We start from the raw sequence: 25,810 nt of genomic DNA, 5'->3' as shown, positions 1-25,810 counted from the left end.
ACGGGCTGGGGTGCCGCAGTCCGGGTGACGCTGAGGCGGAAGACGTACCGGAACAGAAGGGGAGCCGACCGTGCGCGCACGTGATCTGGCAGTGGAGTACGAGACGGTCAGCGTCGACAGCGACGCCCTGGACGCGGCCCGGTTGCTGGCCGAACACCGGCTCCCCGGACTGCTGGTGCTGGACGCGAATGGCGAACCGAAGGCGATCCTGCCCGCGTCACAGTTGGTCAAGGTGCTGGTCCCCACGTACGTCCTGGAGGACCCCACCCTCGCGGCGGTCGTCGACGAGAAGCACGCCGACCGGCTGTGCCGCGCGCTGGTCGGCCTCACCGTCGGCGACTGCCTGTCCAGCAAGGCGGGACCGCCGCCGATCGCCGCGCCGGACGACACCGCCCTGGAAATCGCCGCGCTCATGGCCCGGGTGCGCAGCCCGTTGGTGGCCGTGGCCGAACGCGGCAGGACGGGCACGCACCTGCTCGGCGTGATCACGGCTGCGCACCTGCTGCACCGGCTCCTCGGAGAGTCATGAGCGACTGGCACAGCTGGGCGGCGATCGCCGTCTTCGTCGGCACGTATGCCCTGATCATCAGCGAACGGATCCACCGGGTCGCCGCCGCCCTCGGCGGCGCCGGCCTGATGCTGGCGATCGGGGCGACCGACGACGTCTCCGCCTTCTACCTCCAGGACCGGGGCATCGACTGGAACGTCATCTTCCTGCTGCTCGGCATGATGTTGATCGTCGGGGTGCTGAAGCAGACCGGCATGTTCGAGTACCTGGCGATCTGGGCGGTCAAGCGCGCCCGGGCCAGACCGTTCCGGGTCATGACGATGCTGATCCTGATCACGGCCGTGGCCTCGGCGCTGCTCGACAATGTCACCACGGTGCTGCTGATCGCCCCGGTCACGCTGCTGGTCTGCGAACGCCTGGCGCTGCCTGTCGCGCCCTTCCTCATCGCCGAGGTCCTCGCCTCGAACGTCGGCGGCACCGCCACCCTCGTCGGCGACCCGCCCAACATCATTATCGCCAGCCGGGCCGGACTGACCTTCAACGACTTCCTCATCCATCTCGCCCCGCTCTCGGCGGTGTTGACCGCTGTGCTGGTCGTCCTGTGCCGCTTCCTGTTCCGCAAGTCCTTCGCGTACGACGAGGACCGCGCCGCCGAGGTCATGGATCTGGAGGAGCGCGAGGCCATCCGCGACCCGCGCCTGCTCGTGCAGGGACTGGCCGTGCTCGTGCTGGTCGTCGCCGGCTTCGTGCTCCATCCCGTACTCCATTACGAGCCGAGTGTGGTCGCGCTCCTGGGGGCCGGCCTGCTCATCGCCATCTCGGCCGTGGAGACCAACGACGTCCTCGCCGAGGTCGAATGGCGCACGCTCGCCTTCTTCGCCGGCCTCTTCGTGGTGATCGGCGGTCTGATCGACACCGGAGTGATCAGCGCGGTCGCGGACAGCCTGGCCGGCGCCATCGGCGACCGCGAACTGGGCGGCTCGATGCTGATGCTGGGCGCGTCCGCCGCGCTGTCCGGTGTGGTCGACAACATCCCGTACGTCGCCACGATGGCGCCCATCACCGGCGATCTGGTGCAGTCTCTCGGCGGTGAGGCCGACCACGTCATGTGGTGGACGCTGGCTCTGGGCGCCGACCTGGGCGGCAATGCGACCGCCATCGGGGCCAGCGCCAACGTCGTCGTCCTCGGCATCGCGGAACGCAACCGCACGCCCATCAGCTTCTGGCAGTTCACGAAGTACGGCCTCGTCGTCACCGCGGTCACCGTAGCGCTGTCCGCGGTCTACGTCTGGCTCCGCTACTTCGCCCTGGCCTGAGCCGCCTTCGGTTGTCGTCCTCGGTCGAGTCGGTCGGTCGAATGGCTGAGCTGTTCGTCCCAGTCGGTTCCGCGGCCCTCCGGGGTGAGATCGAACGAATTGAACGTGCGGATGGCGCCACGCGTACCGGGTGGAGTCCATACGGGGCGGTGCAGCCGCAAGGCGAAGGAGATGAGCGCGATCGGCCTGACCAGAGAGACGAGAGCGGTTGCCGACGAAGCCCACGGCGAGCTGCTGCCCGGGCAGCCGCGGCTGCGGACCGGGAAGCGAGCCGGCGGCAGAGGGCGCTTGTTCACCTGGCGGAAGGCGCTCGCCTGCGCCATCTTCCTGTGCGCCCTGGTGGCCGGAGCCTTCTCGTACCTCTACGTCGCCATCGACATCCCCGACGCCAACCAGCAGGCGAAAGCGGAAAGCAACCTCTATCTCTTCAGCGACGGCACCCGGCTGGCCCGTACCGGGGAGATCAACCGGGAGAGCGTCCCGCTCGGGAGGGTGCCCGTGGACGTGCGGTACGCAATTGTCGCCGCGGAGAACAAGGACTTCTACAGCGACCCCGGCATCTCCCTGACCGGCACCGCCCGCGGCATCGTCAACACGCTGCTGGGCAAAGGCAAGCAGGGCGGTTCGACGATCACCCAGCAGTACGTCAAGAACTACTACCTCAGCCAGGAGCAGACGGTCAGCCGGAAGGTGAAGGAACTGGTCATCTCGCTCAAGGTCGACCGGCAGAACTCCAAGGACGACATCCTCGCCGGATACCTGAACAGCAGTTACTACGGGCGGCGCGCGTACGGAATCCAGGCCGCGGCCCGCGCGTACCACGACAAGGACGTCGAGGACCTCACCGTCGAGGAGGGCGCCTACCTCGCCGCGCTCCTGCAGGCGCCCAGCCAGTACGACTGGGCGATCGCGGGCCCCGAGGGCAAGCGACTGGTCCAGCAGCGCTGGAACTATGTGCTGGACAACATGGTCGGCGAGGGCCGGCTGGACAGCGGCGCACGGCAGCGCCTGCGCTTTCGCGTGCCGGTGGCTCCCAAGCCCGCCGCGGGACTCGGCCGCCAGGCCGGGTACTTGCTGGACGCCGCGAGGCGGGAGCTGACGGCCTCCGGCATCAGCGAGCAGGAACTGGCAAGCGGCGGCTGGAGAATCGCGCTGCACATCGATCCGCAGAAGCAGCGGGCGCTGGAGCGGGCGATCGCCACGGGGCTCGGCGGCGCAGGCGCGGGTCCACCAGCCGGTACGGCCGAGCTGGATGCGAACCGGCAGGCCGGTGCTGTATCGGTGGACCCGGGGACCGGCCGCATTCTGGCCCTGTACGGCGGCCGCGACTACTCCCAGCACTACATCAGCAACGCGACCCGCACCGACTACCAGGCAGGGCCGACCTTCGAGCCGGTTGCCCTTGCCGCCGCGCTGGAGAACGACGGGGAGAACGGCCTGACAGAGGTCAGGCAGACCGCCGGGGACCTCGGGATCGACCCCACGGCGAGTGGTTTCACGGCGCCGCAGGCCACCACGCTCGGACTGATCGGGGTCAGCCCGCTGGAGATGGCCGGCGTCTACGCCACCTTCGGCAACCAGGGGAGGAAGGTCACCCCGTCGATCGTGAAGTCCGTGCAGCGCGACGGCACGCGCACCCAGATGCCGGGAGCGGTCGGCGGCCAGGCGATCACCGCGCGGACCGCCGACATCGTCACCGTGTCACTCAGCGGCGGCGCCTTCGACGACGGGCAGAGCGTCGCGTCCGCCTCGGGCAGCTCCGACGACAGGAAGGCGCAGTGGTTCATCGGATCCACGCCGGACCTGGTCACGTCGATCGGCCTCTTCGGCGAGGACGCCAAGACCCAGCAGCAGGTCTCCCTGGGGGAGTCCTCACAGGGCTCCCCCGCCGACATGTGGGCCATGTACACCGGAGGGGCCACCGAGGCGGACGTGGGTGCCGGCCCGCTCAGGCTTGAGCCGGGGGAGTCACTGGGTGGTCAGGTGCAGGCGGCGCAGGCGCTCGGGGTCGGCCAGAATATTGATCTCGGTGATCTTCCCGCCGCTGATGGCGAAGTCCATGACCGAGAACGGCTGCCCCTCCGGAGCGGTGATGAGCCCCGGGGCTCCGTTGACCAGCACCGGCTGGGCGAAGTGGGAGAAGCGGCGGAAGCTGAGTGCCTGCTGGACCACGGCCGGCGCGCCGCGCACCACCTTGGATGCGCCCGGGGCCCCTGAACCGGTGTCGGCTCGGAGTACGACGTCCGGGTCCAGCAGTTCGAGCAGTGCTTCGAAGTCACCGCCGCGCGAGGCGGCGAGGAAGGCGTCGACGACTTCCCGATGGCGCACAAGGTCGGCGTCGGGGGCCGGGGCTGCTCCTTGCACCCGGCGGCGGGCGCGGCTGGCGAGCTGCCGGGCCGCGGCCGGGGTGCGGTCCACGATGGGGGCGATCTCGTCGAAGGGCACGGCGAACAAGTCGTGCAGTACGAACGCGAGCCGCTCCGCGGGAGGCAGCGTTTCCAGTACCACCAGTAGCGCGAGCCCGACCGAGTCGGCCAGCAGGACCTCGTGTTCGGGGTCGATCCCGTCCGCGGGGCTGACGATCGGGTCGGGTACGTACACGTCCAGCGGATCCTCGCGCCGTGACTTACGGGTACGCAGCATGTCCAGGCACACCCGCCCGACGACCGTCGTCAGCCATCCGCCCAGGTTGTCCACGCCGGCCGTGTCGGAGCGGCTGAGGCGGAGCCAGGTTTCCTGGACGGCGTCGTCGGCCTCGCTCAGTGAGCCGAGCATCCGGTAGGCCACCGCCCGCAGGTGGGTGCGATTGGCCTCGAATCGCTCCGCCAGGAATTCGTGTGCGTCCATCGGTCACATTCTCCGGGAATCGGGATCGAGTAGCAGCTGAATGAGTAAGCGGGGAACGGAACGGAACGGGGGGGGCGGCGCGGTCGCAGCGCGACGACGCGTGGTGACCGCCCCCCGGCGCCGCCTCGGCTACCAGCCCGCGCCCGCCACCTGCCTGGTGGTGGCGTTGAGGCGGTTGAAGAGGTTGGTCACACCGATCATGAGGATCAGGGCCGCGAGCTGCTGCTCGTCGTAGTGCTTGGCGGCCTCGTCCCAGATTTCGTCCGGTACCGGGTCCGTCCGGTCGCTCAGCCGGGTGGCGGACTCGGTGAGCGCCAGCGCCGCGCGTTCGGCGTCGGTGAAATACGGCGCCTCCCGCCAGGCCGCCACCGCGAAGAGCCGCTCGGCACTCTCGCCGGCCTTCCGGGCACTGCGCACACCGGCATCCACGCAGTAACTGCACCCGTTGACCTGGCTCGCCCGCAGATGGACCAGCTCAAGCGTCGCCTCCGGCACGCCGCCCTTCCTCGCGGCCTTGAGCACGCCGAGGATGGCCGGCATCGCCTCGGGAAGGACCGTCGCGGGGTTGTTCATCCGTGCCTGCATCGTTGCTCTCCTCCAGATTTTCCGTCCGTTACTGCACTGACGGAACGCGAGGAGAGAATGTGACCGATGCACGGCGTGCGCCCTGCGAGACGACTGGCTGCGGTACGTCATGTCCACCCGCCCGGCCGACCGGCCCAGGGCCGAGGCCGGGGGTCGGCGCCGCTTCCGCCCCTCACGTCTGCGGGCCGATTCCGCACCCGCGCACGGGGGGCATCACGCAAGGATGCGCTCAAGGAACCGTGCACTACGGCTTCGAGCATCGTCGGTCGGTGCGTCGCCCGGCACCCCCTCCGCAGATCCGCGCGTCACTGGGACGCCATCGCCCAGTGCGAGTCCAGCGGAAACTGGCGCGCCAACACGGGCAACGGCCATTACGGAGGGCTGCAGTTCTCGCAGTCGAGCTGGGTGGCCGCGGGAGGCCGGAAGTACGCGCCGCGCGCGGACCTGGCCACGAGAACCGAGCGGATCAACGTGGCCAAGAGGCTCGCCGCGCTTCAGGGCATGAACGCCTGGGCCTGCACGTGACCGTGCGCCTGATCGTCCGTCAGGAACCGCTCAGCGCAGGTCCCAGGCTCAGGCGGGCGAGGAGCTGGGTGTGGTGCAGCCCCGCTATGGGGGCGAGCAGGTCCGGGTGACGCAGGAGGGCGGCGGCCCGCCGGTCACGCTCGTCGGGCGAGGTCAAGCGCCGGAAAACGGCCGGTGAGCCGTCCATCTGCCCGGATTCGGCGAGAGCGGCCACCGCGGTCGCGGCCAGTCCCGGGGTACTGAGGAGGCACGCCGCCCAGCTCGCGACGACCTCGTCCACCCAGGTACGCCACGCGTACTCCCCCGCGTCGTCGGCCCCGGCCCCGTCCGCGCCGATGATCCAGTCGAGCCGGGCAGCGCCTCCGGGCCCCGTCACCATCACCAGCGCGGCATCCATCGGAGTCGGATAACGCAACCCTGCCGCGACGGTGACTGCCTGCCGCGCCTGCACCTGGGAGAGGGCGGAGTCCATCGCGCCGCCGCCCGCGGGATACGCGCGCGTCAGCCATTGAGCGGTCGCCGCTATGAGCGGGGTGAGTTCTGCGGGCACTGCCGGGCCGTCCCGAGTCCGTGGGGGTGAGTGCGCCGAAACGCTACCTCCCTCCCTTTGGGTACGGGAATGGGACAGGTCACGCGGAGGCAGTGTCCTGAGCCACATCCCTCCTGTCGCCGCGGCCCGGTGTTCCGGCCGGGGTCAGTCCGTGGACAGGGCTTCGTGCAGGTCGCCGACCTGACCCCCTTGAGCCGGTCGTCGGTGTCGCTACTGCGTCAGTGCTTCTTGCCGCGACCGGTCAGCATGTCGCGGGCCCGGTCCACCATCCCGAGGCCCGGCGCGAGCAGCTTGTTGGCCGGGGGTGTGTCCGGGGCGGAGGGGTGCGGTCGGGTCGGGGCGGACTCCTTCCCCGCGCGCACCTTCTCACCCAGCTGCTGCAGAGACTCGGCGGAACACGCGTCCGCCAGCAGGGGGAACAGCTGGTTCTCCTCGTCCGCCACATGCGCGGTGACCGCCGACTTCAGCCGGCTGATCAGAGCGTCGAAGCTGGCGTCGTCGGGCCGGCAGTCCTCGAGCTCCTTGAGCATGCGTTCGACTTCGCCGTGGTCGTCGATCTCCTTGTCGGCGATGTCGTCGCCGTCGTCCACGAAACGGCGCACGGCCGGGTAGAGGTGTTCCTCCTCGGCGACCGAGTGCCGGACCAGCTCCATCGTCAGCTCGTCCGCCAGCTCCCGGCGCATCGGATCGCCGGGAGGCCGGCTCTCGATCTTCGTGAACAGGGCGTCCACCTCGCGATGGTCCGCCGTCAGCTCTGCGATCACATTTCCGCCGTGTCCCATGTCTGCGGGTCCTCTCTCGGTCTGCTGCCCTGACCGTCTCAAAGCCTTGCCTGACGGCCCTCGCGACACGCGTGTGCCCGGACGCAGCTCGCCCACACGACCCAGCATCCGTTCGAAGCGGACACTCACCTGCTCACTTGCCTCTGGGCCCTGAGCCAGTTCGTTGACGGTGGTCACCACCCGCTCGGCAAGGGCTCCAGCACCCCGCCGTCGGGCCGGTACAGCAGCACCTGGCGTCTCGCCGAGGGCGTACGCCTGCTCCGGTTCGCCGCTGCGGAAGGTGGAGAAGCGGATACCGGTCGTGTCGGGGTCGGGTGTGGGCCGCAGCACCCGGTGGACCTCGGCCGCGATGGCCCGCAGCTCGTCCGCGGTCTCCCACGTTGATGAACACGTAGCAGGACATGGCGGCATCGATACAGGAGTCGGCGACGGCCCAGGCCATCGCGTACGGAGCCGGCCGAGCGATCGACCCGTCCGGCACGGACCCGGTCGAGGCGGTACGCGAGGCCACCGGCCGGCAGGGCGGTGACGTCGTGACCGGAGGCCGAGCATCGCGCTGCGGCGACCGGCCGAAGGATCGGCGGTCGGCCGCCTGGTTGTCGTCCCGTCACTTCAGCGCGCGCATGGGCACGCTACGAACCAGCGAGGTCCCGCACCGCCGTGTCGATCAGGTCGGCGACCGGTCCGGGCCGGGAGGCCAGTGAGGCGTGACCGGCATCGAGTTCGACGGTCTTGCGCGGGCTCATTCTCTTGGCCATGCGCCGCTCGTTCTCGGGGTTGATCATGCGGTCGTTCGTCGACACCTGGTACCAGGTGGGCTTGGTCCGCCAAGCCGGGGCGGTCACGTTGTCCCCGAACGTGGAGGCGAGCGGGGCCTTCTGAGTGACAGCCATGACCAGCGCCTCGTCCTCGGTCAGATCCTGGGCGAAGCTCTCGTGGAACTTGTCCTGTTTGATCCACAAGTAGCCGTCGGAGTCGGGGGCGAGATTCTCGATGGCCGCAGGGGCCATCTCCTGGCTGATCTGTCCCGGGCTCTCGCCGGCGTCGGGCGCGAAGGCGGCGATGTAGACCAGCCCGACGACGTTCGGCAGGTCGCCTGCCTCCGTGATGACCGCGCCGCCGTAGGAGTGGCCCACCAGCAGCACCGGGCCGTCGACCTGCCGGACCATCTGCTGGGTGCGGGCGGCGTCGTCCGCCAGCGAGGTCAGCGGATTCTCCACCGCGAAGAGCTTGGTGTAGCCACGGTTCCTCAGCTCGACAACGACCTTCGCCCAATGGGCGGCCCCACCCCAGAATCCGTGCACCAGAACAATCGTGGGCCTGTCAGCCATCCCGACCGTCCTCCTTCAATGGTCTGTGATGTTTGCTTGCTATTCGGCCGGCGCCGCGACACCGGGTGTTGCCGAGCCCGGCGTCGGCGTCGGCGTCGGCGTCGGCGGGGTACTCGTCGTGGGCGTGGGGGCCTGCGACGCGACCGCGCCGTTCAGCTCATCGATGCAGTCGACGAACGTGACCACGAGCTCAGGATCAGCCGCGTCGGTCAGGACCACGAAGTCGCCGGCCGTGTGGCTGCTGAGCAGACACATGTCGTAGCGCGCGATCTTCGGGATCTTCTCGATCGGTCCCGACGGCCGGTACTCGTGGCGGCCGACCAGCTGGCAGGAGTCGTAGCGGATCAGCGGGCCGCGCGCACCGATCGCGTACCGATGCGCGCGGACCTCCGGGGAAAAGTCCTTGTACGCCAAGGCGGTGTCGTCGCAGTCGCTGAAGCTGACGGTTCCGCCGGTCCACGCAGAGTCGATGACCAGCACGTCCGGGTCACGTACTTCGAAGCGGATGTCCGCCGCATGGAAGCGCTGAACAGAACCGTGGTGCTGCCCCTGCGGGAATCGGAAGAAGGTACTGCTTCTGGCGTACTCCGGACTGTCCTCCGGGCGTCTGCCGGTGATGAGATACGAGCCACCTCGGCAGGTGATCGACCCTCCGTAGGGGAACTCCAGAAAGTTGCCCCACTCGTATTCGACCTTCATGTCGTTGAACCAGTAGTTGAGAAACTGGTCCTGCCGTTGGGGGTCCGGCGTGCGTTGCGACAGGCCGGAGTACAGAAACGCCTTGCGGTATGCACCGCCGACTCGGCAGGCGTCCCAGCGCATCTCGGAGTTGGTATCAGTACCGTCCAGAGCGAGCCCGTACTCCCACTCACCCATCCACTCGCATTCCGAGAAGCGGTAGTCCTGTGCCTGCCCGGTCGAGTACGAGTAGAAGAAGGATGCCCCCGGTGTGGCCGATCGGAATTGGATCTGTTCGAACATCACATTGGCCCAGACGTCCTCGTTACGGCACAGGTAGGAGCCTGGGCCCGTTACCGGCTGAAAGACGATCTCGGTCATGCGCTTCCCGGCGCCACGGAAACGCAGGCCGTTCGCCGGGCGCGGCGGAGCTGTGCCGTTGAGCAGCGCATGGGGGCGCTTGACGAGGAACGTACCGGCGGGGATTTCGATGACGGTGCGGCCGATTCCCTCTCTGACCCGTGAGGCCGCGTACTGGTAGGCCAGTTCGAACGCCTGGGTGTCATCGGCTGCCCCGTCGCCCAGGGCCCCGAAGTCCGTGACGAGGTTCACCACGGATGGCGACGAGCCGGGCAGGTGGCGACCGGGGGCGACCTCGTGCCCGCCTTCCTGGCCCGCAGGATCCGGGAACGGCGCCGCGAACGCCGGTGCACCGCTGGGGAGCATCGCCGTGCCGGCCAGAACCACTCCCCCGCGCAGGAGACTTCTACGGCTGGCCCCAGGCGCCTCACCATCCGTATCTGCCATAATTCGTTCCTTTCCTGCAATCTCGTGAAGAACAGGGACAAAGTGAGCGAATTCTCTGTGGTGCTCAGACTGCTCTCGACGGCGCAGAAGTCCGCGAAGGGGGTGTCGGTCTACACGCTGTTCGTCAACCGACCGGCTGGTCGTCTGCTTGCGGCCCTGGCTTACCGGATCGGGGCGACTCCCAACCAGGTGACTGCGGTCGGCGCCCTGTTCACTTTCCCGGCGCTGCTGGCCGTGGCGTTGGTGCGGCCCGGTACCGCCATGGCGTGCTGCGTTTCCTTGGCCCTGGCCATGGGGTTCGCGCTGGACTCGGCAGACGGGCAGCTGGCGCGAAGCCGGCGGTCCGGAAGCATCTCGGGAGAATGGCTGGACCACGTTCTCGACTGCGCCCGGACCGCGAGCCTCCACCTGGTGGTGCTGATCTCGTTCTACCGCTTCTTCGACCTGCCCGATCCGCTCTTTCTGCTTGCGCCGATGGCTTTCCAGCTGGCGGCCGTCGTCGTGTTCTTCGCCGGGATTCTGACGGAACAGCTGAAGCGGAAGACGGATGAGGCAGCGGCACCGGCGACCCGTCCCTCGGCGCTACGCTCCCTGCTCCTGCTGCCCGTCGACTACGGAGTGCTCTGCGTGGTCTTTCTATTCCTGGGCAGCCAGGATCTCTTCCTCGGGTTGTACTGTGCCCTGCTCGTCTCTCATGTCCTTTTTATGGCCGCCTTCCTCGTGAAGTGGTTCCGGGAGCTGTCCTGAGCCGGCCTCCGCGGTCGCAGTCGAGTTGAGATGACTGAGTACGCTGCGCAGCAGGGTGCTTGATGTGTACAACGTGTAGGGGAAGTAGACGACATCCACCCCCAGCTCTCCGAATCTTCTCTCGAGTACGTTCCAGGTTTCCGTGCCCCGCCAGTCATCTCCCTTGAAGATGACGTCGAACCCGACGCTCTTCCATACCTCGACCTTGTCGAACTCTGATACGGCGACGGCTTCATCGACGAAACGGACGCTGTTGACGATCTCCATCCGCTCGGAGAGCGGAATGACGGGTGCCCGACCCTTCATCTGGAGCACCGCGTCGTCCGCGTGGACGCCGGCGATGAGGTGGTCGCAGTGAGCGCGCGCCTGGCGAAGGATGTTGAGATGTCCCACGTGGAACAAGTCGAACACGCCGGGCGCGAAGCCGACCCGCTTTCTTCTCATGGCGTTCCCGCCGTCCTTGTCTGCGCCGCGGTCGCGGTGACCGATGCCGAGTGGGGTGAGGTGTTGCCTCCGTCGGTCACCCTGATCGAGTACCGGTGGCGAGCACCCTGAGCCACCGAGTCCGTGAAGCTCATCAGCGGGCGGGCCCAGGAGGTGGATCGCTGGGTGAGCGACTTCACCAGGACGCCATCGCGGTAGATCCTGTACGTGAGATCGGCGTCGTCCCGGTCCCACGAGGCACGCCAGCCGAGAGTGATCCTGGTGGCGCTGGTGTTCGCGACAGCGAGCTGGGGGACCATGGGCGCTCCGGTGTCGGGTGCGGCGGGGAAGCGCGTCAGTGCTTGCTGTGGTGCATCGTTGACGGTGGTGAAGTCACCGCCGACCCAGAGGATGTCCTTGGCCATGACCATGGACCGAGGGCCGAACCACTTGGGCCCCACTGGTCCGCCCTCGTTGGTGTCAGGGAACCAGTGCAGGATGGTCTTGTCCGCGATCGAGTTGGCCAGGAAGTGCTGCCGGTTGTTGTGCTCGGGGAAACCACCCGGGGTGGCGGCACAGTTGTGGGCGTGCGATCCGCTGTAGAGGACACCCTTGTAGGGGAGGACGGCCTGGGTGGCACCGAAGCAGTTGTCCTTCCACAGCATCTCGCCAGTGTCGAGGTGGGCGGCGATTCGGCCGTCGAAGGCACCGGGCCCGGTGCCTTCGGCTCCCATGAAGAAGTGCGTGCCGTCGTGCGCGAGGGCTTTGACAACCGACGCATTCTTGAACCAGCCCGGGTACCTCTGGACGGTCGATCCGGTGGAAGGGTTGAGGGCGGCAACAGCCTTTGACCACAGGCCGTTCACCGTCGTGAAGTCGCCGCCGACGATGACCTTTCCGTGCTTCTCGGCGACGGTGATGGCCCGGACCGGCTTGTCGAGGGTGGCCTTGAACGGCAGCAGAGCTCCGCTGGTGCTGACTGCGGCGATACGGTTCCTGGACTGGCCTCCGACGACAGTGAAGTCGCCACCGAGGTAGACGGTCTTGGCGGTGACATCGATGGCCCGCACGGACCCCGACACAGCGGGCTTGAAGTCCCCCCGCAGCGTGCAGCCGGCCGTGTTCAGCGCGACGGCGTTCGCCACATGGGCGGAGTTGGCCTTGTTGAACGAACCGCCTGCGTACAGCACCGAGCCGTCGAGGGACGCTTTCAGCGCACGCACCGAGCCTGCCCCGCCGGTGAAGGACGGAGCGCAGGGCAGCAGGGCACCCGTAACGGCGTTGAAGGCGGCGAAGTTCGCGCGGGGGGTTTCCTTCTGACCGAGCGGTGCACCCGGCGGACGGACCGAGGTGAAGCTTCCGCCGACGTAGACGACGCCACGGGCGTGGGCGACCGACCAGACGGTTCCGTTCGTCTGCCAGGTGGGCAGCGGATCCGCGGTCAGCGTGGTGGGCCCCTCCGCCGCTGCGGAGCCGGGTGCGGTGACGATGGCGGTGGTGGTGAGACAAGCCGTGGCGCAAGCCGCACCGGCGATTTTCGTGGTGACTCTTCTCAGGCGCATGGAAACCCCGAATCTGGCAGCGATGTGGGCGATGGGCGGGAGGACGGACTACGGCGTTCCGGGCTCCGCGGGGAGCCTGGAGTGACGCGGTTGCGAAGTACGCCTGCGGAGCAGGCAGACGAGGTCGTTCACACCCAGCGTCTTCTTATATCGCCACAAAGTTATACTAAGTACGCATACCGTTAGGGCGATTCCGGCGGCGAGTCCTCGTGCCGTGTCGCCGGCCAGCAACCGGACGGGAAGCGCCAGTGCCGTGACAAGGCAGAGCCCGACTCCGGCTGCCGCAAGGTATCCGCCGTCGATGGTCGTAAAGCCGAGACGGTGGCGTACGAGCCAGGCCGAGGCCAGGTTCTCGACAATAATCGCCACGCCCCACGACACCGCAGCTCCCACAACTCCCCAACGGGGCACCGCGAAAAGGCCGGTGGCCAGCTGCACCGCGAAGGCGGCGCCGGTGACGGCCAGGTGCCAGGAACTCTTCCCCGCCATGAGGAGCACGGTCTGCGCGTTACCCACCGAGATGTTGACCACCGATGCCGCGCACAGGACGAGCAGGGCACCCGCCCCCTCGCCGAACCCCGCCCCGAAGACCGACAGCACGGTGGCCGGGAAACAGGCGAGCATCACGAACAGCGGCCACGAGAACAGCACAATCCAGCGCGTGGAGATCCGGTGCAGGCCGCGCGCCTGGTCTGTTTCACCCAGGGCGAGCAAGCGGCTGATCTCCGGAGCGACGGCGAGCCGGATGGCGAGCTGGAGCAGGGTTCCCGCGGTGATGACCCGGCCGATGGCCGTGTAGAGGCCCGCTTCCTCCGTCGTCGCCAGTGCCGACAGCAGGATGACACCGACCCAGATCGCGCCGATGTCCAAGACGGACGACATGGCGCGGGGGGCGGCGAAGGACCAGAACTCCCGCCAGGGGAGGGCGCCTCCGGGCTGCCGCGGAGTGCCTGTGTGCGCTGCGCGGCACCGCCGCAGGGCGAGCCAGGCGCCCACGGCGCCGGCCAGTGAGGGGACGAGCCACGCGGCAGCGAGGGTCAGCACGCCAGGCGCGAGCACCGCGACCGGTACGGCGAGAAGTACGCGCAGAAGCGGCTTGCCGATCTGCTCGACACCGACGAACGGCAGTACCGTGCCATAGCCGCGCGTCGCGCCGAGCAGCAGCATGGAGACCGTGGCCACGGGGAGGAACAGTGCGAAGAGCCTGATGAGCGTCTGTGCGTCCGCCGGGGCCATCTGCGGAAGCAGGGACGCGGACAGCGGGGACGCGGAGAAGAGCAGCGCGGCGGCCGTGGTGCCGGCCAGGGCTCCCGGCACCACGGCGGTGCGCACCAGCGCCTCCACCTCGCGTCCTCCGCCCATCGCGAGGTCGCGTGAGACGAAGCGCACCAGGCCCGTATCCGCGCCGAGCTTGCAGGCGTTGCTCAGGATCGTGAAGACGGCCACGCCGGTGAACACCGCACCTGCCTCGTGGAGCCCGACCGACCGGGTGGTCAGAACGACCAGGACGAAGCCGAACACCGCGTTCGCGCCCGATCCCAGGAAGGCCCACCAGCCGCCTCGTGCGGTGGCGGCCACCCCGGTCGGGATGGCCGCCTCTTCCGCATCGGGTACGGCCGTTCCCGGTGCGGTCATCCCTTGGAGGCCGTCAGCGTTTCGTCCTGCGCATCGGACGAGCCCGCGTCCGGCTGGGGGATCGTCTCGGCGCGCGGCCCTTCACCGGAGCGATCCGCGACTGGGCGCACCTGCGGGCCGGCGTCGGGGAGGACCGGGGTGACCCGTGCGCGGTACTTCTTCCTGCGGTGCCGGGCGCCGTCCAGGGCGTCACTGAGCCGGCCACCCCGGGCACCGGTGTCGAGCACCGAGCCCACGACGCGCCCCCCGGCGCAGGCGATCAGTTCGCGCACCCGCCTGAGGTCGTCTCGCCTGGTGAGGTTCAGACCGCCCACCACGAGGACCCCGTCCACCCGCTGGGCCAGAGCCAGGCCGTCGGCCTGATCGAGCAGAGCCCGGGTGAGGACCACGACGGAGGTCGCGGGGTCGGTGGCGGGCAGGAGGCAGGTTGCCCCGAGTGCGGCGGGTGAACCCGCGGCGTCGGTCCCGCCGTTGCCGGAGAGGAGAGTGAAACGGCCTGCCTTGCCCGCGTCGACGACGACAGCGGCGAGGTCGCTGTCGCTGACGTCGCTGACGTCGCAGTCCGGAAGGAGCGGCAGCCGGCTCGCCGGCGCGGGCGTGGTGGCAGTGGCGTCCACGAGCACCACGTCGTGACCGATCTCCGCGATCGCGGCGCAGATGTTCACGGCGACGGCCTCGGCGTTCCGGTGCTCTCGCGGTGCCAGGACCAGCAGGCTGCTGCGGCCGGCGGACCGCTGGTCGTGGGTGAGCCGGAAGGCGAGCGTACGGTAGGCCTCGGTCAGGCGGCTGCGGGAGCGGCCGACCGCCAGCAGCTCATCGTCCTCGACCGCGCCGGGCAGGATGCCCAGCACCGGCGCACCCAGGCTGCTCTGCATGTCGGAGACGGAGCGCACCCGCGGTTCGAGGACACAGCGCAGCCAGGCGACGATGATGCCCAGGATGAGTCCGCCCAGCAGGGCGAGCCCGATGACTACCGCCTTCCGCGGTCCGGTGGGCTGAGCAGGCGGCCCACCCTCGAACACGATGTCACCCCCGGTGGTGTCGCGGATCTTCAGATCCGCGAGGCGCTTCTGCAGCGTGGTGATCTGGGTCTGCACACCTGTGCGCGCTGCCCCGCTCGTCGACTTGCTCTGTTTGCCCAACGTGTCGAGTTGCTCGTCCAGGGCCGTCGTCATCCGCTCCACCCTGGCCTCGGTCCGGTCCTCGCGGTCGGCAAGGTAGGCCCTGACAAATGCGTGGGTGACGCGGGCGGCTCGATCGGGGGTGCCGGCGGTGTACTCGAAGCGCAGGACCTGCGTGTCCGGCGGGTTACTCACCCTCAGGTCCCGCCGAAGGGCAGCGGCGCCGACCGGTCCGCTCAGCACCTTCGCGGCGCGGGTGGCGACCGTCGTGCTGAGCGCGACCTGCCGCTCGGTGGCCATGCTCACCTGCTGGTCGATGGACACGTTGAAGCTGAACGGGTCCGCTGCCGAGCGCACGACCACCTCACCGGTGGAGGTGTAGCGGTCGGAACGGAACAGCGCCAGGAGCACTCCGCAGAGCAGCCCCAGCGCGATCCCCAGCGCGATGGTCTTGCGGTACCTCAGCAGTCGGCGCAGCTGGTCGCGCAATTGGTCCGGCTCGCTGTATCGGTCGTCAAAGCTGGTGGGGCCGGTCACGGATGCCCTCCTGTTCCGGAGATTGTTGCGTGGCCGGCGGTGCCGGCCGGCACCGCCGCTGACGAGAACCGGGGTGTCCGGGCGGCGCGGGTAGTGATGAAAAACGGAATGGTCATGAGCAGGAACAGTGGTCCGGCGATGCCCATGAGGCTGCCCCGCAGCAGGACCATCTGGTAAATGGCGAAGGCCGGAACCAGCAGGACGGCCAGGGTGCCGTAGCCGCCCGGAAGCCGGCTGCGGATGTCGTCCATCCGGCGGCCGACCGCACCGAGGAGGAGGAATACGGCGATCACTGACGGAAAACCGGCCCAGAGGTAGCTTTCGATCCATAGCGGTGCGGAGAGGTTGTGGAAGCGGTAGCCCGCGAACTGGGCGAGCTGGACGCCGCTGTCCTGCGGTTTGTCGGGCCAGGCCGAGCGCGGGACCACAAAGAGGACAGGTCCCAGGAATCTCGACGGCGAGAAACCGGAGTCTTCCGCGTAGTCGATACCGGTCTGCATCTGCTGGAAGCCGTCGTAGTCCATGTTCGAGGTGAACTGCTCCGCGACGGAGACCACGTTGACCGCTCGGCGTTCGTCGTAGCGGAAGTAGTCGCTGTACGGAAAGACCAGCAGCACTGTGGCCACGAGCGCGGCCGCCGTGATGCGGAACGCCCGCGGACGGCACATGCGACTCGATGCGAACAGCAGCGTCAGCAGAACGGTCCCGGCCCAGAAGCGGGGCTTGCTGATCGGATTGTTGACGACAACGTTGAGAGCGAGCAGAAGCGGCAGCAGCATCCAGCGAACGCCACGCAGCAACCGGTCTCCGTCCCTCAGCAGCGGCAGGTGCACCAGGGCCAACAGCGCCCAGAAGGCAGGCACGGCGAGCGACCAGGCCACCAGTGCCCGGGACACGCTGTCGGCCGAGCCGCCGCCACCTGCCTCCCGCACCGCCTGCCGGCTGGTGAACAAGGCGGTCAGCCCGCCCTGCTGGGGAATCAGCGCGATTGCAAGAACGAACACCAGGCCGCACAGAAGGATCACGGGCAGTGGAGCGATCCTGCGGGAGAGCACCGCCTCGAGTACGACGGACCGGTCCTTGGCGTGCCGGGCCGCGAGGGTGGCTCCCGCGGTATAGGCCAGGAGCCCTACTTCGATCAGAACGGCGGCGGTGAAAGCGGCGCTCTCCCCCGCCCGGTATCCGAGGGGGTACTGATCAGTGGCGAGCATGGCGAGCGGGGCCAGCCCGAGCCATACATAAGCGAAGAGCCAGAAACCGAACGCGACCAGCCGTACTGTCGTAGCCGTGAGCACTCGGGCAAGCGCGCCACCGGCATGCGCCACGACGACACACTGCACGGCGAGCGCCGCACCGAGGCGCACGTCGAGCTCCTTCAGGATCAATCCGGGGAGCAGCCCGATCAGTACGACCGCCCAACTGCTCACCGCAGCCCCGCTGCGGACTTGACCGGCCTGCACCTGCGCCCCCTCGTCTTATCCGGACTTGACAGCATTAATCGGCGTCAAACGCCATCTGTACCTCATGCCGGCGCCACCGCATGAACTGACATACCGCACAAGACGGGCAATTCGCTTCTATGTGACCCATGCGCCGCAACGCGGCGAAAGGAGCGGCTGGTGCACCGGCGCTGCGGTCAGAGCCGGCCGTCCGTGATGGCCTGGCGTACCCACGGGATGACCTTGTCGAGAATCTCGTCCAGTGGGGTGGTCGCCTCGAACCCGAGAACATCCCTGGCCTTGGCCACATCGGGGCTCCGGCGTTGCACGTCGTGTTCGAAGGGCGTGTCGGTGGTGCAGCGGAACGGCACGTCCTCGCCCTTGATCTTGAGCCAGATCCGCTCGGCGAGGGCCAGGATGGTGGTCGATTCGGCGTTCGCCAGGTTGAAGTCCTCGTTGAGGGCGGCGGGTTGGAAGACCGCCTCGCAGATCCCGCGAGCCAGATCCCGGCCGTACGTGAAGTGCCGCACCTGAGTGCCACTGCCGAGGATGTGCACAGGGTCCTGTCCCTTGAGCACCTTCTGCACCAGGTCGGGGACCACGTGAGACATGCTGACCTTGATGTCGCCGGAGCGCTCCTCGCCCTGGCCCGCCGTGCGTTCTTCGCCCACATCCACGCAGTTGAAGGGCCGCACGATGGTGTAGGGAAGGTTGTACTGGTCCCAGGCTGCCCGGGCGAAGTACTCGACCGCCAGCTTCTGGAAGCCGTACGAGGACGACGGTGGTGGCACGTGCCGCTCGTCACCCTCCTTGGACGGCCAGGAGGCGGTGTTCTCGTACACCATCGGGGAACTCAGGTAAGTCACCTTCTGCAGCGGCCCGTTGCCGTGGACCCGGATCGCGGCGTCGCACGCCGCGGCGGTGATCCGCTCGTTGGTGGCGAGGAGATCGTAGGCGAAGGTGTGGAAGTAGGAGATGCCGCCGGTCATCGCGGCGCCGGCCACGAAGTGATCGCAGTCGACCAGCAGATCCGTGAGCAGATCCGCGTCGCGTGCGTCTCCATGGACCAGCTGGTACTGCGGATGATCCAGGATGCGGCGCCCGGCCGGCCCGTACTTGGAGAAGTTGTCGACGCCGACCACGCTGTGGCCGCGGGTGAGCAGTTCCCTGACCAGATAGCTGCCGATCAGGCCGGACGAGCCGGTGACAAGAACCTTCACGAGATCTCTTTCTGGTAGATCTCTTCGAGTCGGTCTCCCACCGCGCGGATGGAGAAGACTTCCTCGACGGCACGGCGACCCGCTTCGGCGAGTGAACGCCGCAGGTCCTCGTCACCGAGCAGATCGCACACCGCGTCGGCCATCGCCTCAGGGCTGCCGTCGGTGACGATTGCCGCTCCGCGGCGGGCCAGCTCCCCCGCGATGGCGCAGCTGTCGGTGCAGACCACCGGCGTGCCGGCGGCGAGCGCTTCGAGGACTGTCATGGGGAACGGCTCGTTGACGCTGGGCAGTACGTACACGGATGCCTTCGCGTAGGCACGTACGGCCGCGGCGGGCTCCAGTGCGCCGCCGTAGGAGACGACCTTCTCCAGTCCGCGGGCGGCGATCAGTTCGCGGAGCACCGGCAGCAGTCCCTCGTCGGACCCGTGCAGCTTGAAGCGTGCGTCAGCCACCTCTTTGTGGACCAGCGCGGCCATCTCGACGAACGCCTCGGGGCGCTTGCGTGGGTGCAGGCGTGCGAGGAAGAGCACCTCCCGGCCTCGGGGTTCCCACTCCTCGCGGCCGGTCGGCGGGCGTACGCCGTTCGGCAGCGGCAGCAGCGGCGGGCCGTCCGGCCCGACGGCCTCGACCAGTGCCCGTCCCTCGACCTCGGTCAGGACCAGGCATCCGCGTGCCCTGCGCAGCAACGGCATGTACGCCCGGTCGAAGAGCCGGGCGGCGGTCGTGTGCCTGGGCTCCACCATGCCGTGGGTCTGCACGATGAACCTCTTGCGCCGCAGGACGGCGAGCACGAGCGCCGTGAGCGAGACCAGATCGCGGCCCGCGTGGATGTGCACCACATCGGCATCCTTCGTGGCCCGCCAGATGTCGCGTACCAGCAACGGATGCATGAGCCCGAGAAAGCCCTGGCCGGGAATGAGTGAGCGGGCCGGTCTGGACCGCAGGGGCACCGAGCCGATCCGCGCCGGCGCCCGGGATCTGCCACGCCACAGGGACAGCAGCGTAACCGTGTGGCCACGCGCGGCGAACTCTTGGAGCTGGCCGAGAGCCACGCTCGTCGGGCCGCCGAAGGCCCCGTCGTCGCTGACGAGTGTGACGACGTGTACGACTCTCATGTGACTCCCGTCATGATGACCGCTCCGGGTCTGACATCCGCATGGGCGACCGATGCGGCTCCCACGACCGAGCCACGTCCCACGGTGACGCCGCGCAACACCACGGCCTTCGCCGCGACCCATGCGCCGGGCTCCAGCGTGATGGGGCCGTTGTCGAACTCGAAGGTGGGGGAAAGGCGCCGGTGGCTTCCGGTGCACAGCAGTGCGCCCTGGGAGACACACGAGTCGCTGCCGATCGTGATGGTCTCCAGATTGAGGAGCCAGGCGTCCTCACCGATCCATACGTCGTCGCCCACCACCAGCTTCCACGGCCAGTGCACCCGCACCCGATGGCGGATGAGGACCCGCTGCCCGATCCGCGCGCCGAAGGCGCGCAGCACGGCGGGCCGCCAGCGGGCGGGGAACCACCACTTGACGAAGACGAGGCTGAGCACGACGAACCAGGCAGCCTGTACGAGCAGCGGACGGCCCTTGTCGTAGCCGGCTCCGGTGAAGCCACGCAGCGAACGCTCCACGTCGAGATCCCTTCCTGAGGACGAATGAATATCCGCCTCCGCAAGCCTTTATGCATATCATCACAAAATGCACTGAATGCGATGCCGGGCGGCGGGATGGCGGCGGTGGGCGCCTGGAGTTCAGTACGCCCCACGTCCGTTCAGCACCGCGCGGACGGTACGGGCCATGACGTCCATGTCCCAGGCCAACGACCAGTTGTCCACGTAGCGCAGGTCGAGGGAGACGGTCTCGTGCCAGGTGAGGTCGGAGCGTCCGCTGACCTGCCACAGTCCGGTGAGGCCGGGCTTGACGCTCAGCCTGCGCATCTCCACGTCGTCATAGTGGGCCACTTCCTCCGGAAGGGGCGGACGTGGACCGACGAGTGACATATGGCCGAGCAGGACATTGAGCAACTGGGGCAGCTCGTCCAGCGAGTAGCGGCGCAGGAAACGGCCCATCGGTGTGATGCGCGGATCATTGCGCATCTTGAACATGTGGCCGTCGTTCTCGTTGGCCGTCTCCAGGTTGCTCCTCAGCCGCTCCGCGTCCACCACCATCGTGCGGAACTTCCACATGGGGAAGTGTGTGTTGTGCTTGCCGACCCGGGTCTGACGGTAGAAGACGGGGCCGGGCGAACCCACCCGGACGGCGAGCGCGAGCAGCGTCAGCACCGGAGCCGCGAGGACGACCAGGAGGAACGCGCCCATCCGGTCGATGACGGACTTCACGGCCGCCGGCACGCCGTGGCGGGCAGGAGGCGCGACGTGCAGCATGGTGAGCCCCGCCGCCGAGGTGAGCCGGATCCTGTGCCGTGCCACGTCGAAGATGCCGGGGAGAACCGCGAGCGGACATCCGTGGTCGTGAAGAGCCCAGGAGAGCTGTCGCAGTCGGTCCCCCGACATGTGCCCGCCCGGACTCACGAAGACCAGGTCGATGCCGAGTGCGTCCGCCGCCTCGAGTACGGCCGAGGCGTCTTCGGCGAGGACGGCTGGACGCTCCGCCCCGAGCCGGACGTACACCGGTACGCCGGACCGTACGTCGCCCGCACCCACCGCGCAGGCCCCCACCACGACGTACTCGTGGTCGGTGCGCTGGGCCAGCTGGCCGACGACCTCGTCCACCGCGGCGGCCTCACCGATGACCAGCACATGGCGGAGCGCCTGGGCGTGCCGGCGCGTGGCCATCAGGTCCCGGTGGATCAGTTTGCGGCAGACGACGGTGACCACGAGGGAGGGAACGAGTGCGGCGCAGGCCGCGGCCGGTGCACTGTCGAGACCGCTCACGGTCCGCAGGACCGCCAGCGTGCCGAGCATCACCAGCCAGTCCCGGAACACCGGGCCGGCGTGGCCTTCACCCAGATTCCAGGACGCGTAGCGCTTGCCGACCACACCCGTGAGCAGCCAGATGGCGGTCGCGATCGCCGCATGCTGGAAGGGGTGGGGCTGACCGGCCGCGGAGAGCGCCGTCGCCAGTGGCAGCGCTGCTCCGGCGGAGTCGAAGAAGAGCACAGCGGGCAGATACCAGCCGGCCTTCGTGTCTCGGTGCCAGGTTGATGCTTTCCTGTGCGGCGTGACAGAGGACGCCTGTCGTTCTGCCGCGACTCTGAACCGCCGCATGGCTCTCCCTGCTACCCCGACGGAGACGAACGGGCGCGACTGCAACAACCCACCTGCCGGCAGCAACACGCCTCACTGGAATTTTTATATCAATATCTGACGATTCATGACGTCCCTACGGGGTCGCGACATACCGGCCGATCGGCAGGTCGCTGCGCCGTACGTCTTCGGCGACCATCCGGGCGAGCCGGGCCGCGCCGTACTCCTGGAAGTGCACGTTGTCCGCCTTGCCCGACGGATAGGCCGGATACGTGCGCGGAGCGACGTGCAGGAAGACGTCCTTACTGGCCTGCACTCCGATGCGGTTGTAGAACGCGATGCTCCTTGCGTTCAGGTCGATGACGGGCGCTTTGCGTTCGGCGCCCAGTTGCCGCATCGCCTTCGCGTAGTCGGAGAACTCATTGACGAACCGCCCCTTCCGATCGAATTTGCGCGTTCCCATCGGGGTTATCAGTACGGGCGTGGCGCCGTGTGCGCGGGCTCCGTCCACGTACTTCGCCAGGTACCGCTTGTAGGTCGTACAGGGCTCGGTGTGCCGGTTGCAGTACAACGGCTTCGACGCGCACAGCGAGTCCGTCAGCGGCTTGTCGTTGTGGCCGAACTGAACGAACAGATAGTCGCCGCGGTTGATCGTGGCGAGGATTCGGTCGAGATGGCTCTCGAGCACGAAGGACCTCGAACTGCGTCCCCCGAGCGCTCTGTTCTCGAACTCCACCTCGCCGGTGAAGAACTGGCCGATCATCTGGCCCCAGCCCGCCATGGGACGGACCGATTCGGAATAACTGGCGACGGTCGAGTCTCCGGCGAGATAGACCGTAGTCCGGCGCGCGGCCGAGTCGTCCGCTCCCTCTACCGCTGAAGCGGGTCCGCCGGGGGCGAGGCACAGCAAGGCGGACAGCAACGCCACGAACGCCACACGTATACACGACATCATTCAACCCTTTGTCGCCGGGATGACCGTCTCTGACTGGAGCCTTGCCCCTGCGCACGTCGCACGCCAACTCTGGTTGCTCCATCAGCCGTACGGACGAGCTCCGGGCCCCGTGCCTGCGCCGTTCGCGGGCGGGAGCCGGCGGAGCACGGTGCCCAGCACTCGATCCGCCGGAAAGTAGCCCACCCGGCGCGAGTCGAAGCTGACGTCCTGGTTGTCGCCCAGCAGGACCAGGCTGCCGTGCGGCACGTGATCCCCGGGGACGGCGGCCAGGGCGGGAACCCGGTCACGGGGCACCGGGTCTCCCGGCGCCGCCGCCACCCGCTTGATCAGCCACTGGCGGCCGGCCACCTCCGCTGCGCTCCCCCGTCGCCGCAGTGGCGGCAGCCGCCAGCCCGCACCTGCCGCGGGACGCTCCACCACGACCACCTGTCCCGGTACGGGTGCCACGTCGCGGCGTACGAGCACCCGGTCGGCGTCGTGGTACGACGGCTCCATGCTCGCCCCGCGCACCGTCACGGCGACGAGCCTGCGCGCCAGCGCGGCGTACAGGAGTCCGACCGTCCGGTCGGCCATCACCGTCCTCCCGTGAGGGCCGGGTCCTGCTGCTCCCCGTCGGGGCGGTAGCCGGACGCCTGCAGGGTGAACAGCCGGGCGTAGGTGCCGTCGGCGGCCATCAGCGCGGCGTGGTCGCCCTGTTCCACGACGCGCCCCTCGGCGAGTACGACGATGGTGTCCGCCTCGCGTACCGCCCCGAGCCGGTGGGAGATGAGCAGACTGGTCCGGCCCTCGCGATGCCGCCGCAGTGAGGTGTGCGTCTCGTGCTCGGCCACCGCGTCGAGCCCGGCGGAGGGTTCGTCCAGAATCATGAGGTCGCGCCGTTCCCGCAGGAAGGCCCGCGCCAGCGCGAGGCGCTGCCACTGCCCGCCCGAGAGCTCCACCCCGGTCTCCGGGTTCTCCTTCTCGGTCTCCATGAAGAACATCCGCGACAGCAGTGTGTCGTACCCGTACGGGAGGGCGGTGAGCGCGTCGTGTATGCCCGCGCGCTCGGCGGCGTTCTCGATCCGCTGCCGGTCGCCCAGCGCGTCGAGGTCCCCGAGGGCGATGTTGTCGGCGGCCGTCATGTCGTACCGCATGTAGTCCTGGAAGACCGCGCCGATCCGGCGCCGCAGCTCGCCGGGGTCGAGGTCACGGATGTCCGTGCCGTCCCACAGGATGGAACCCCCGGTGGGGTCGTAGAACCGGCACAGCAGTTTCACGAGCGTGGACTTGCCCGCTCCGTTGAGTCCGACGAGGGCGATCGCCGCGCCGCGGGGGATGAACAGACTGACTCCGCGGAGCACGCAGGGATGCGCATCGGAGTAGCGGAACCACACGTCCCGTAGCTCGATGCCGTGGCGAAGTGCGCTCAGCGGCCGGGGCCGCAGGGCCACGGGCAGGTCGGGGCCGGCCGTCGTCACGACCAGGAAGTGATCGAACAGCAGCAGTGCCTGGTACGACCTGGCCACCTCCGCCGCGAGAGTCGACAGCGCCCCCTGCACCCCGGTCACCGCGGCGACGAACATCGCGATGCCCCCGATCGTCAGTGTCCCTCCGCGCGCCGCGCCCACCGCCCACAGCAGTCCGCCACCCGCGACGAGGGCGGCGAGCAGCCCCAGCAGCGACTGGGTGAGGGCCTCCCGGCGGTCGACGGCCCGCTTCGCCGCATTGGCGGCACGCCGTTCCGTCAGCATGCGGCCGCGCAGAAACGGCCCCGCGCCGAAGAGCCGTATCTCCTTCGCGGCTTCCAGGCCGGCGAGCAGATCGCCGTAGAAGAACTCCCGGCGCTCCATGGGCCCTACGTCCCACAGCACCCGGGCTCGGCGCCGCGACAGCGCGATCTCCGCGGCCAGCACAGGCAGACCGGACGCCAGCACCAGGGCCGCCGGCAGCGGGCCGAGAAGGAGAAGTGAGCCGAGAAACCCCACAATCGTCACGGTGGCCCGGACGCCTCCCAGCACCCCGTCGACGGCCTGGTTGGGAGCCGTCCCGCCGGCTCCCTGGGCCAGCCGCAGCCGGTCCAGGAAGGCCGGGTCCTCGAATCGGGCCAGCCCGGTGAACCGTTCGACGGCGCTGAACAGCCGGTCCTGGGCGAGCAGTCCGGCCCTGCGCTCCAGCTCGGCCCGGAGGTAGTGGCTCAGGTGCGGCATCACGCCGGCCGCGACGCCCACGGCTGCGAGGCCGGCGGCGAGCACGAGCAAGGACTCCCACGGGGCCGCGGTAACCAGCTCGTCCAGGAGCAGGGAGGTGAGCCAGGCCGCTGCCACGGGCAGCGCGCCGCCGATGAGCGTCAGTGCCAGGTAGGACAGCAACGACCATGGCGCGGCAGTGGCGGTGAGGGAGAGCGCGGCGACGGCGTGCCGCAGGGTGAGGGCCGTGGCGTCCGCCGCTCCGGTGGGCTCGCTCCTGCTCATGCCGGCGAGTGCGGACCGTCGGCGGGAGCGGCGGCAGCGCCGGCCATGGGCCGCTTCTCCAGCTCCACCTGGTTGTCCGTGACCACCAGGGCGCCTTCGCCGTCCGGTGCGACCTTGAGCAGGGTCGGGAACATCTCGGCTTTGAAGGCCAGCCCCATCGCTCCTTCGGGATCCTCCACGACGACCCGCGCGACGGGCGCCAGGCTGGAGATGAAGCCGGCTGCCTGGTCCCGGTCGCCCACCACGACGGCCACCGGCCGGTCCTCCGCGGCGCCCGTGTTCCTCGCGTACGACACGAACGCGGGAAGCTTGTCCTTGCACGGCCCGCAGCTGGGCGAGAAGAAGGCGACGAGCGTGTCGCGTACGAACATCGCCTGGCTGAGCGGCTCACCGTCGACCGTCGTCGTCGCGAAGTCCGCGATCCTCCCGCCCACCGGGACGGCGGGCGTGGGGGGCGGGGCGGTCAACAGCTCGGTGTGCTCACGCAGTCGCTTGATCACGCCCAGCGTGAGAATCAGGTCCAGGGTGCAGAGCAACCCCACGAACACCACGAGCGCTGTCAGGAAGGGCATGCGGTCTCCTGTTGG

At 68.8% G+C, this 25,810-nt stretch carries 22 protein-coding genes and 2 pseudogenes; 5 read left to right on the top strand and 19 right to left on the bottom strand.

Annotated elements, in window-relative coordinates; genetic code table 11:
• Positions 1-70: 70 nt before the first annotated feature.
• The 3 genes and pseudogenes from NLX86_RS17090 to NLX86_RS17080 form a co-directional block, all read left to right on the top strand.
• A complete protein-coding gene (locus NLX86_RS17090; protein ID WP_254372568.1) occupies positions 71-529 on the top strand; it encodes a CBS domain-containing protein in 459 nt (152 codons plus the stop codon).
• Positions 526-1,824, top strand: a complete 1,299-nt coding sequence (locus tag NLX86_RS17085) for an ArsB/NhaD family transporter (protein ID WP_254372567.1) — start codon at positions 526-528, stop codon at positions 1,822-1,824. Before NLX86_RS17090 ends, NLX86_RS17085 begins: the two co-directional genes overlap by 4 nt.
• Before the next feature lie 111 nt (positions 1,825-1,935).
• Positions 1,936-3,531: pseudogene (locus NLX86_RS17080) on the top strand (transglycosylase domain-containing protein); the annotation flags it as partial.
• Between the two features lie 261 nt (positions 3,532-3,792).
• On the opposite strand, the gene sigJ reads toward NLX86_RS17080, so the two are convergent.
• Positions 3,793-4,671 carry an RNA polymerase sigma factor SigJ gene (sigJ, locus tag NLX86_RS17075; protein ID WP_254372566.1) on the bottom strand — a complete coding sequence of 293 codons (879 nt, stop codon included), beginning with the start codon at positions 4,669-4,671 and terminating at the stop codon, positions 3,793-3,795.
• Positions 4,672-4,800: 129 nt separating this feature from the next.
• Positions 4,801-5,256: a carboxymuconolactone decarboxylase family protein gene (locus NLX86_RS17070; RefSeq protein ID WP_254372565.1), complete on the bottom strand. Its 456-nt coding sequence runs from the start codon at positions 5,254-5,256 to the stop codon at positions 4,801-4,803.
• Between the two features lie 258 nt (positions 5,257-5,514).
• On the opposite strand from NLX86_RS17070, the gene NLX86_RS17065 reads away from it, so the two are divergent.
• Positions 5,515-5,781, top strand: coding sequence for a transglycosylase family protein (locus NLX86_RS17065; RefSeq protein WP_374213902.1), 267 nt, complete (start codon positions 5,515-5,517; stop codon positions 5,779-5,781).
• Between the two features lie 19 nt (positions 5,782-5,800).
• On the opposite strand, the gene NLX86_RS17060 is transcribed toward NLX86_RS17065, so the two are convergent.
• The 4 genes from NLX86_RS17060 to NLX86_RS17045 all read right to left on the bottom strand — a co-directional run bounded on the left by NLX86_RS17060 (position 5,801) and on the right by NLX86_RS17045 (position 9,929).
• On the bottom strand, positions 5,801-6,331 hold the full coding sequence (locus NLX86_RS17060) for a hypothetical protein (protein ID WP_254372564.1): 531 nt from the start codon (positions 6,329-6,331) through the stop codon (positions 5,801-5,803).
• Between the two features lie 218 nt (positions 6,332-6,549).
• Positions 6,550-7,113, bottom strand: coding sequence for a hemerythrin domain-containing protein (locus NLX86_RS17055; RefSeq protein ID WP_254372563.1), 564 nt, complete (start codon positions 7,111-7,113; stop codon positions 6,550-6,552).
• Between the two features lie 632 nt (positions 7,114-7,745).
• On the bottom strand, positions 7,746-8,444 hold the full coding sequence (locus NLX86_RS17050) for an alpha/beta hydrolase (RefSeq protein WP_254372562.1): 699 nt from the start codon (positions 8,442-8,444) through the stop codon (positions 7,746-7,748).
• 39 nt (positions 8,445-8,483) lie between these two features.
• Positions 8,484-9,929, bottom strand: coding sequence for a glycosyl hydrolase family 28-related protein (locus NLX86_RS17045; protein WP_254372561.1), 1,446 nt, complete (start codon positions 9,927-9,929; stop codon positions 8,484-8,486).
• 24 nt (positions 9,930-9,953) lie between these two features.
• Here NLX86_RS17045 and NLX86_RS17040 point away from each other — a divergent pair, with 24 nt between their 5' ends.
• Complete coding sequence (locus tag NLX86_RS17040; RefSeq protein WP_374213899.1) at positions 9,954-10,676, top strand: CDP-alcohol phosphatidyltransferase family protein; 723 nt, start codon at positions 9,954-9,956, stop codon at positions 10,674-10,676.
• 21 nt (positions 10,677-10,697) lie between these two features.
• Here the strand turns inward: NLX86_RS17040 and NLX86_RS17035 are convergent.
• From NLX86_RS17035 to NLX86_RS16975, 13 genes and pseudogenes are all read right to left on the bottom strand, one after another.
• A pseudogene (locus tag NLX86_RS17035) lies at positions 10,698-11,120 on the bottom strand (adenylyltransferase/cytidyltransferase family protein); the annotation flags it as partial.
• Positions 11,117-12,661 (bottom strand): fibronectin type III domain-containing protein, encoded by a 1,545-nt coding sequence (locus tag NLX86_RS17030; protein ID WP_254372560.1) that lies wholly within the window; start codon positions 12,659-12,661, stop codon positions 11,117-11,119. The gene NLX86_RS17030 and the pseudogene NLX86_RS17035, both read right to left, overlap by 4 nt.
• 48 nt (positions 12,662-12,709) lie before the next feature.
• Positions 12,710-14,296: an oligosaccharide flippase family protein gene (locus tag NLX86_RS17025; protein WP_254372559.1), complete on the bottom strand. Its 1,587-nt coding sequence runs from the start codon at positions 14,294-14,296 to the stop codon at positions 12,710-12,712.
• Positions 14,293-15,954 carry a hypothetical protein gene (locus NLX86_RS17020; protein ID WP_254372558.1) on the bottom strand — a complete coding sequence of 554 codons (1,662 nt, stop codon included), beginning with the start codon at positions 15,952-15,954 and terminating at the stop codon, positions 14,293-14,295. The genes NLX86_RS17025 and NLX86_RS17020 overlap by 4 nt, the downstream gene beginning before the upstream one ends.
• Positions 15,951-17,414, bottom strand: a complete 1,464-nt coding sequence (locus NLX86_RS17015) for a hypothetical protein (RefSeq protein ID WP_254372557.1) — start codon at positions 17,412-17,414, stop codon at positions 15,951-15,953. The genes NLX86_RS17020 and NLX86_RS17015 overlap by 4 nt, the downstream gene beginning before the upstream one ends.
• A gap of 176 nt (positions 17,415-17,590) precedes the next feature.
• A complete protein-coding gene (locus NLX86_RS17010) occupies positions 17,591-18,613 on the bottom strand; it encodes an NAD(P)-dependent oxidoreductase (RefSeq protein ID WP_254372556.1) in 1,023 nt (340 codons plus the stop codon).
• Positions 18,610-19,728 carry a glycosyltransferase gene (locus NLX86_RS17005; protein WP_254372555.1) on the bottom strand — a complete coding sequence of 373 codons (1,119 nt, stop codon included), beginning with the start codon at positions 19,726-19,728 and terminating at the stop codon, positions 18,610-18,612. Before NLX86_RS17005 ends, NLX86_RS17010 begins: the two co-directional genes overlap by 4 nt.
• Positions 19,725-20,243, bottom strand: a complete 519-nt coding sequence (locus NLX86_RS17000) for a putative colanic acid biosynthesis acetyltransferase (RefSeq protein ID WP_254372554.1) — start codon at positions 20,241-20,243, stop codon at positions 19,725-19,727. Before NLX86_RS17000 ends, NLX86_RS17005 begins: the two co-directional genes overlap by 4 nt.
• A gap of 120 nt (positions 20,244-20,363) precedes the next feature.
• Positions 20,364-21,839: a sugar transferase gene (locus NLX86_RS16995; protein WP_374213898.1), complete on the bottom strand. Its 1,476-nt coding sequence runs from the start codon at positions 21,837-21,839 to the stop codon at positions 20,364-20,366.
• 115 nt (positions 21,840-21,954) lie between these two features.
• Complete coding sequence (locus tag NLX86_RS16990) at positions 21,955-22,746, bottom strand: rhamnogalacturonan acetylesterase (RefSeq protein ID WP_254372552.1); 792 nt, start codon at positions 22,744-22,746, stop codon at positions 21,955-21,957.
• 108 nt (positions 22,747-22,854) lie between these two features.
• Positions 22,855-23,346, bottom strand: a complete 492-nt coding sequence (locus NLX86_RS16985; protein WP_254372551.1) for a S26 family signal peptidase — start codon at positions 23,344-23,346, stop codon at positions 22,855-22,857.
• On the bottom strand, positions 23,346-25,223 hold the full coding sequence (locus NLX86_RS16980) for an ABC transporter ATP-binding protein (protein ID WP_254372550.1): 1,878 nt from the start codon (positions 25,221-25,223) through the stop codon (positions 23,346-23,348). Before NLX86_RS16980 ends, NLX86_RS16985 begins: the two co-directional genes overlap by 1 nt.
• Positions 25,220-25,795: a hypothetical protein gene (locus NLX86_RS16975; protein ID WP_254372549.1), complete on the bottom strand. Its 576-nt coding sequence runs from the start codon at positions 25,793-25,795 to the stop codon at positions 25,220-25,222. The genes NLX86_RS16980 and NLX86_RS16975 overlap by 4 nt, the downstream gene beginning before the upstream one ends.
• Between the last annotated feature and the right edge of the window lie 15 nt (positions 25,796-25,810).

Origin of the sequence: Streptomyces sp. A3M-1-3 (assembly GCF_024213665.1) — a bacterium.
Classification (GTDB): Bacteria; Actinomycetota; Actinomycetes; order Streptomycetales; family Streptomycetaceae; genus Streptomyces.
Note: the sequence above shows the minus strand (reverse complement) of the source record. Positions and strands in the feature narration are given on the sequence as shown.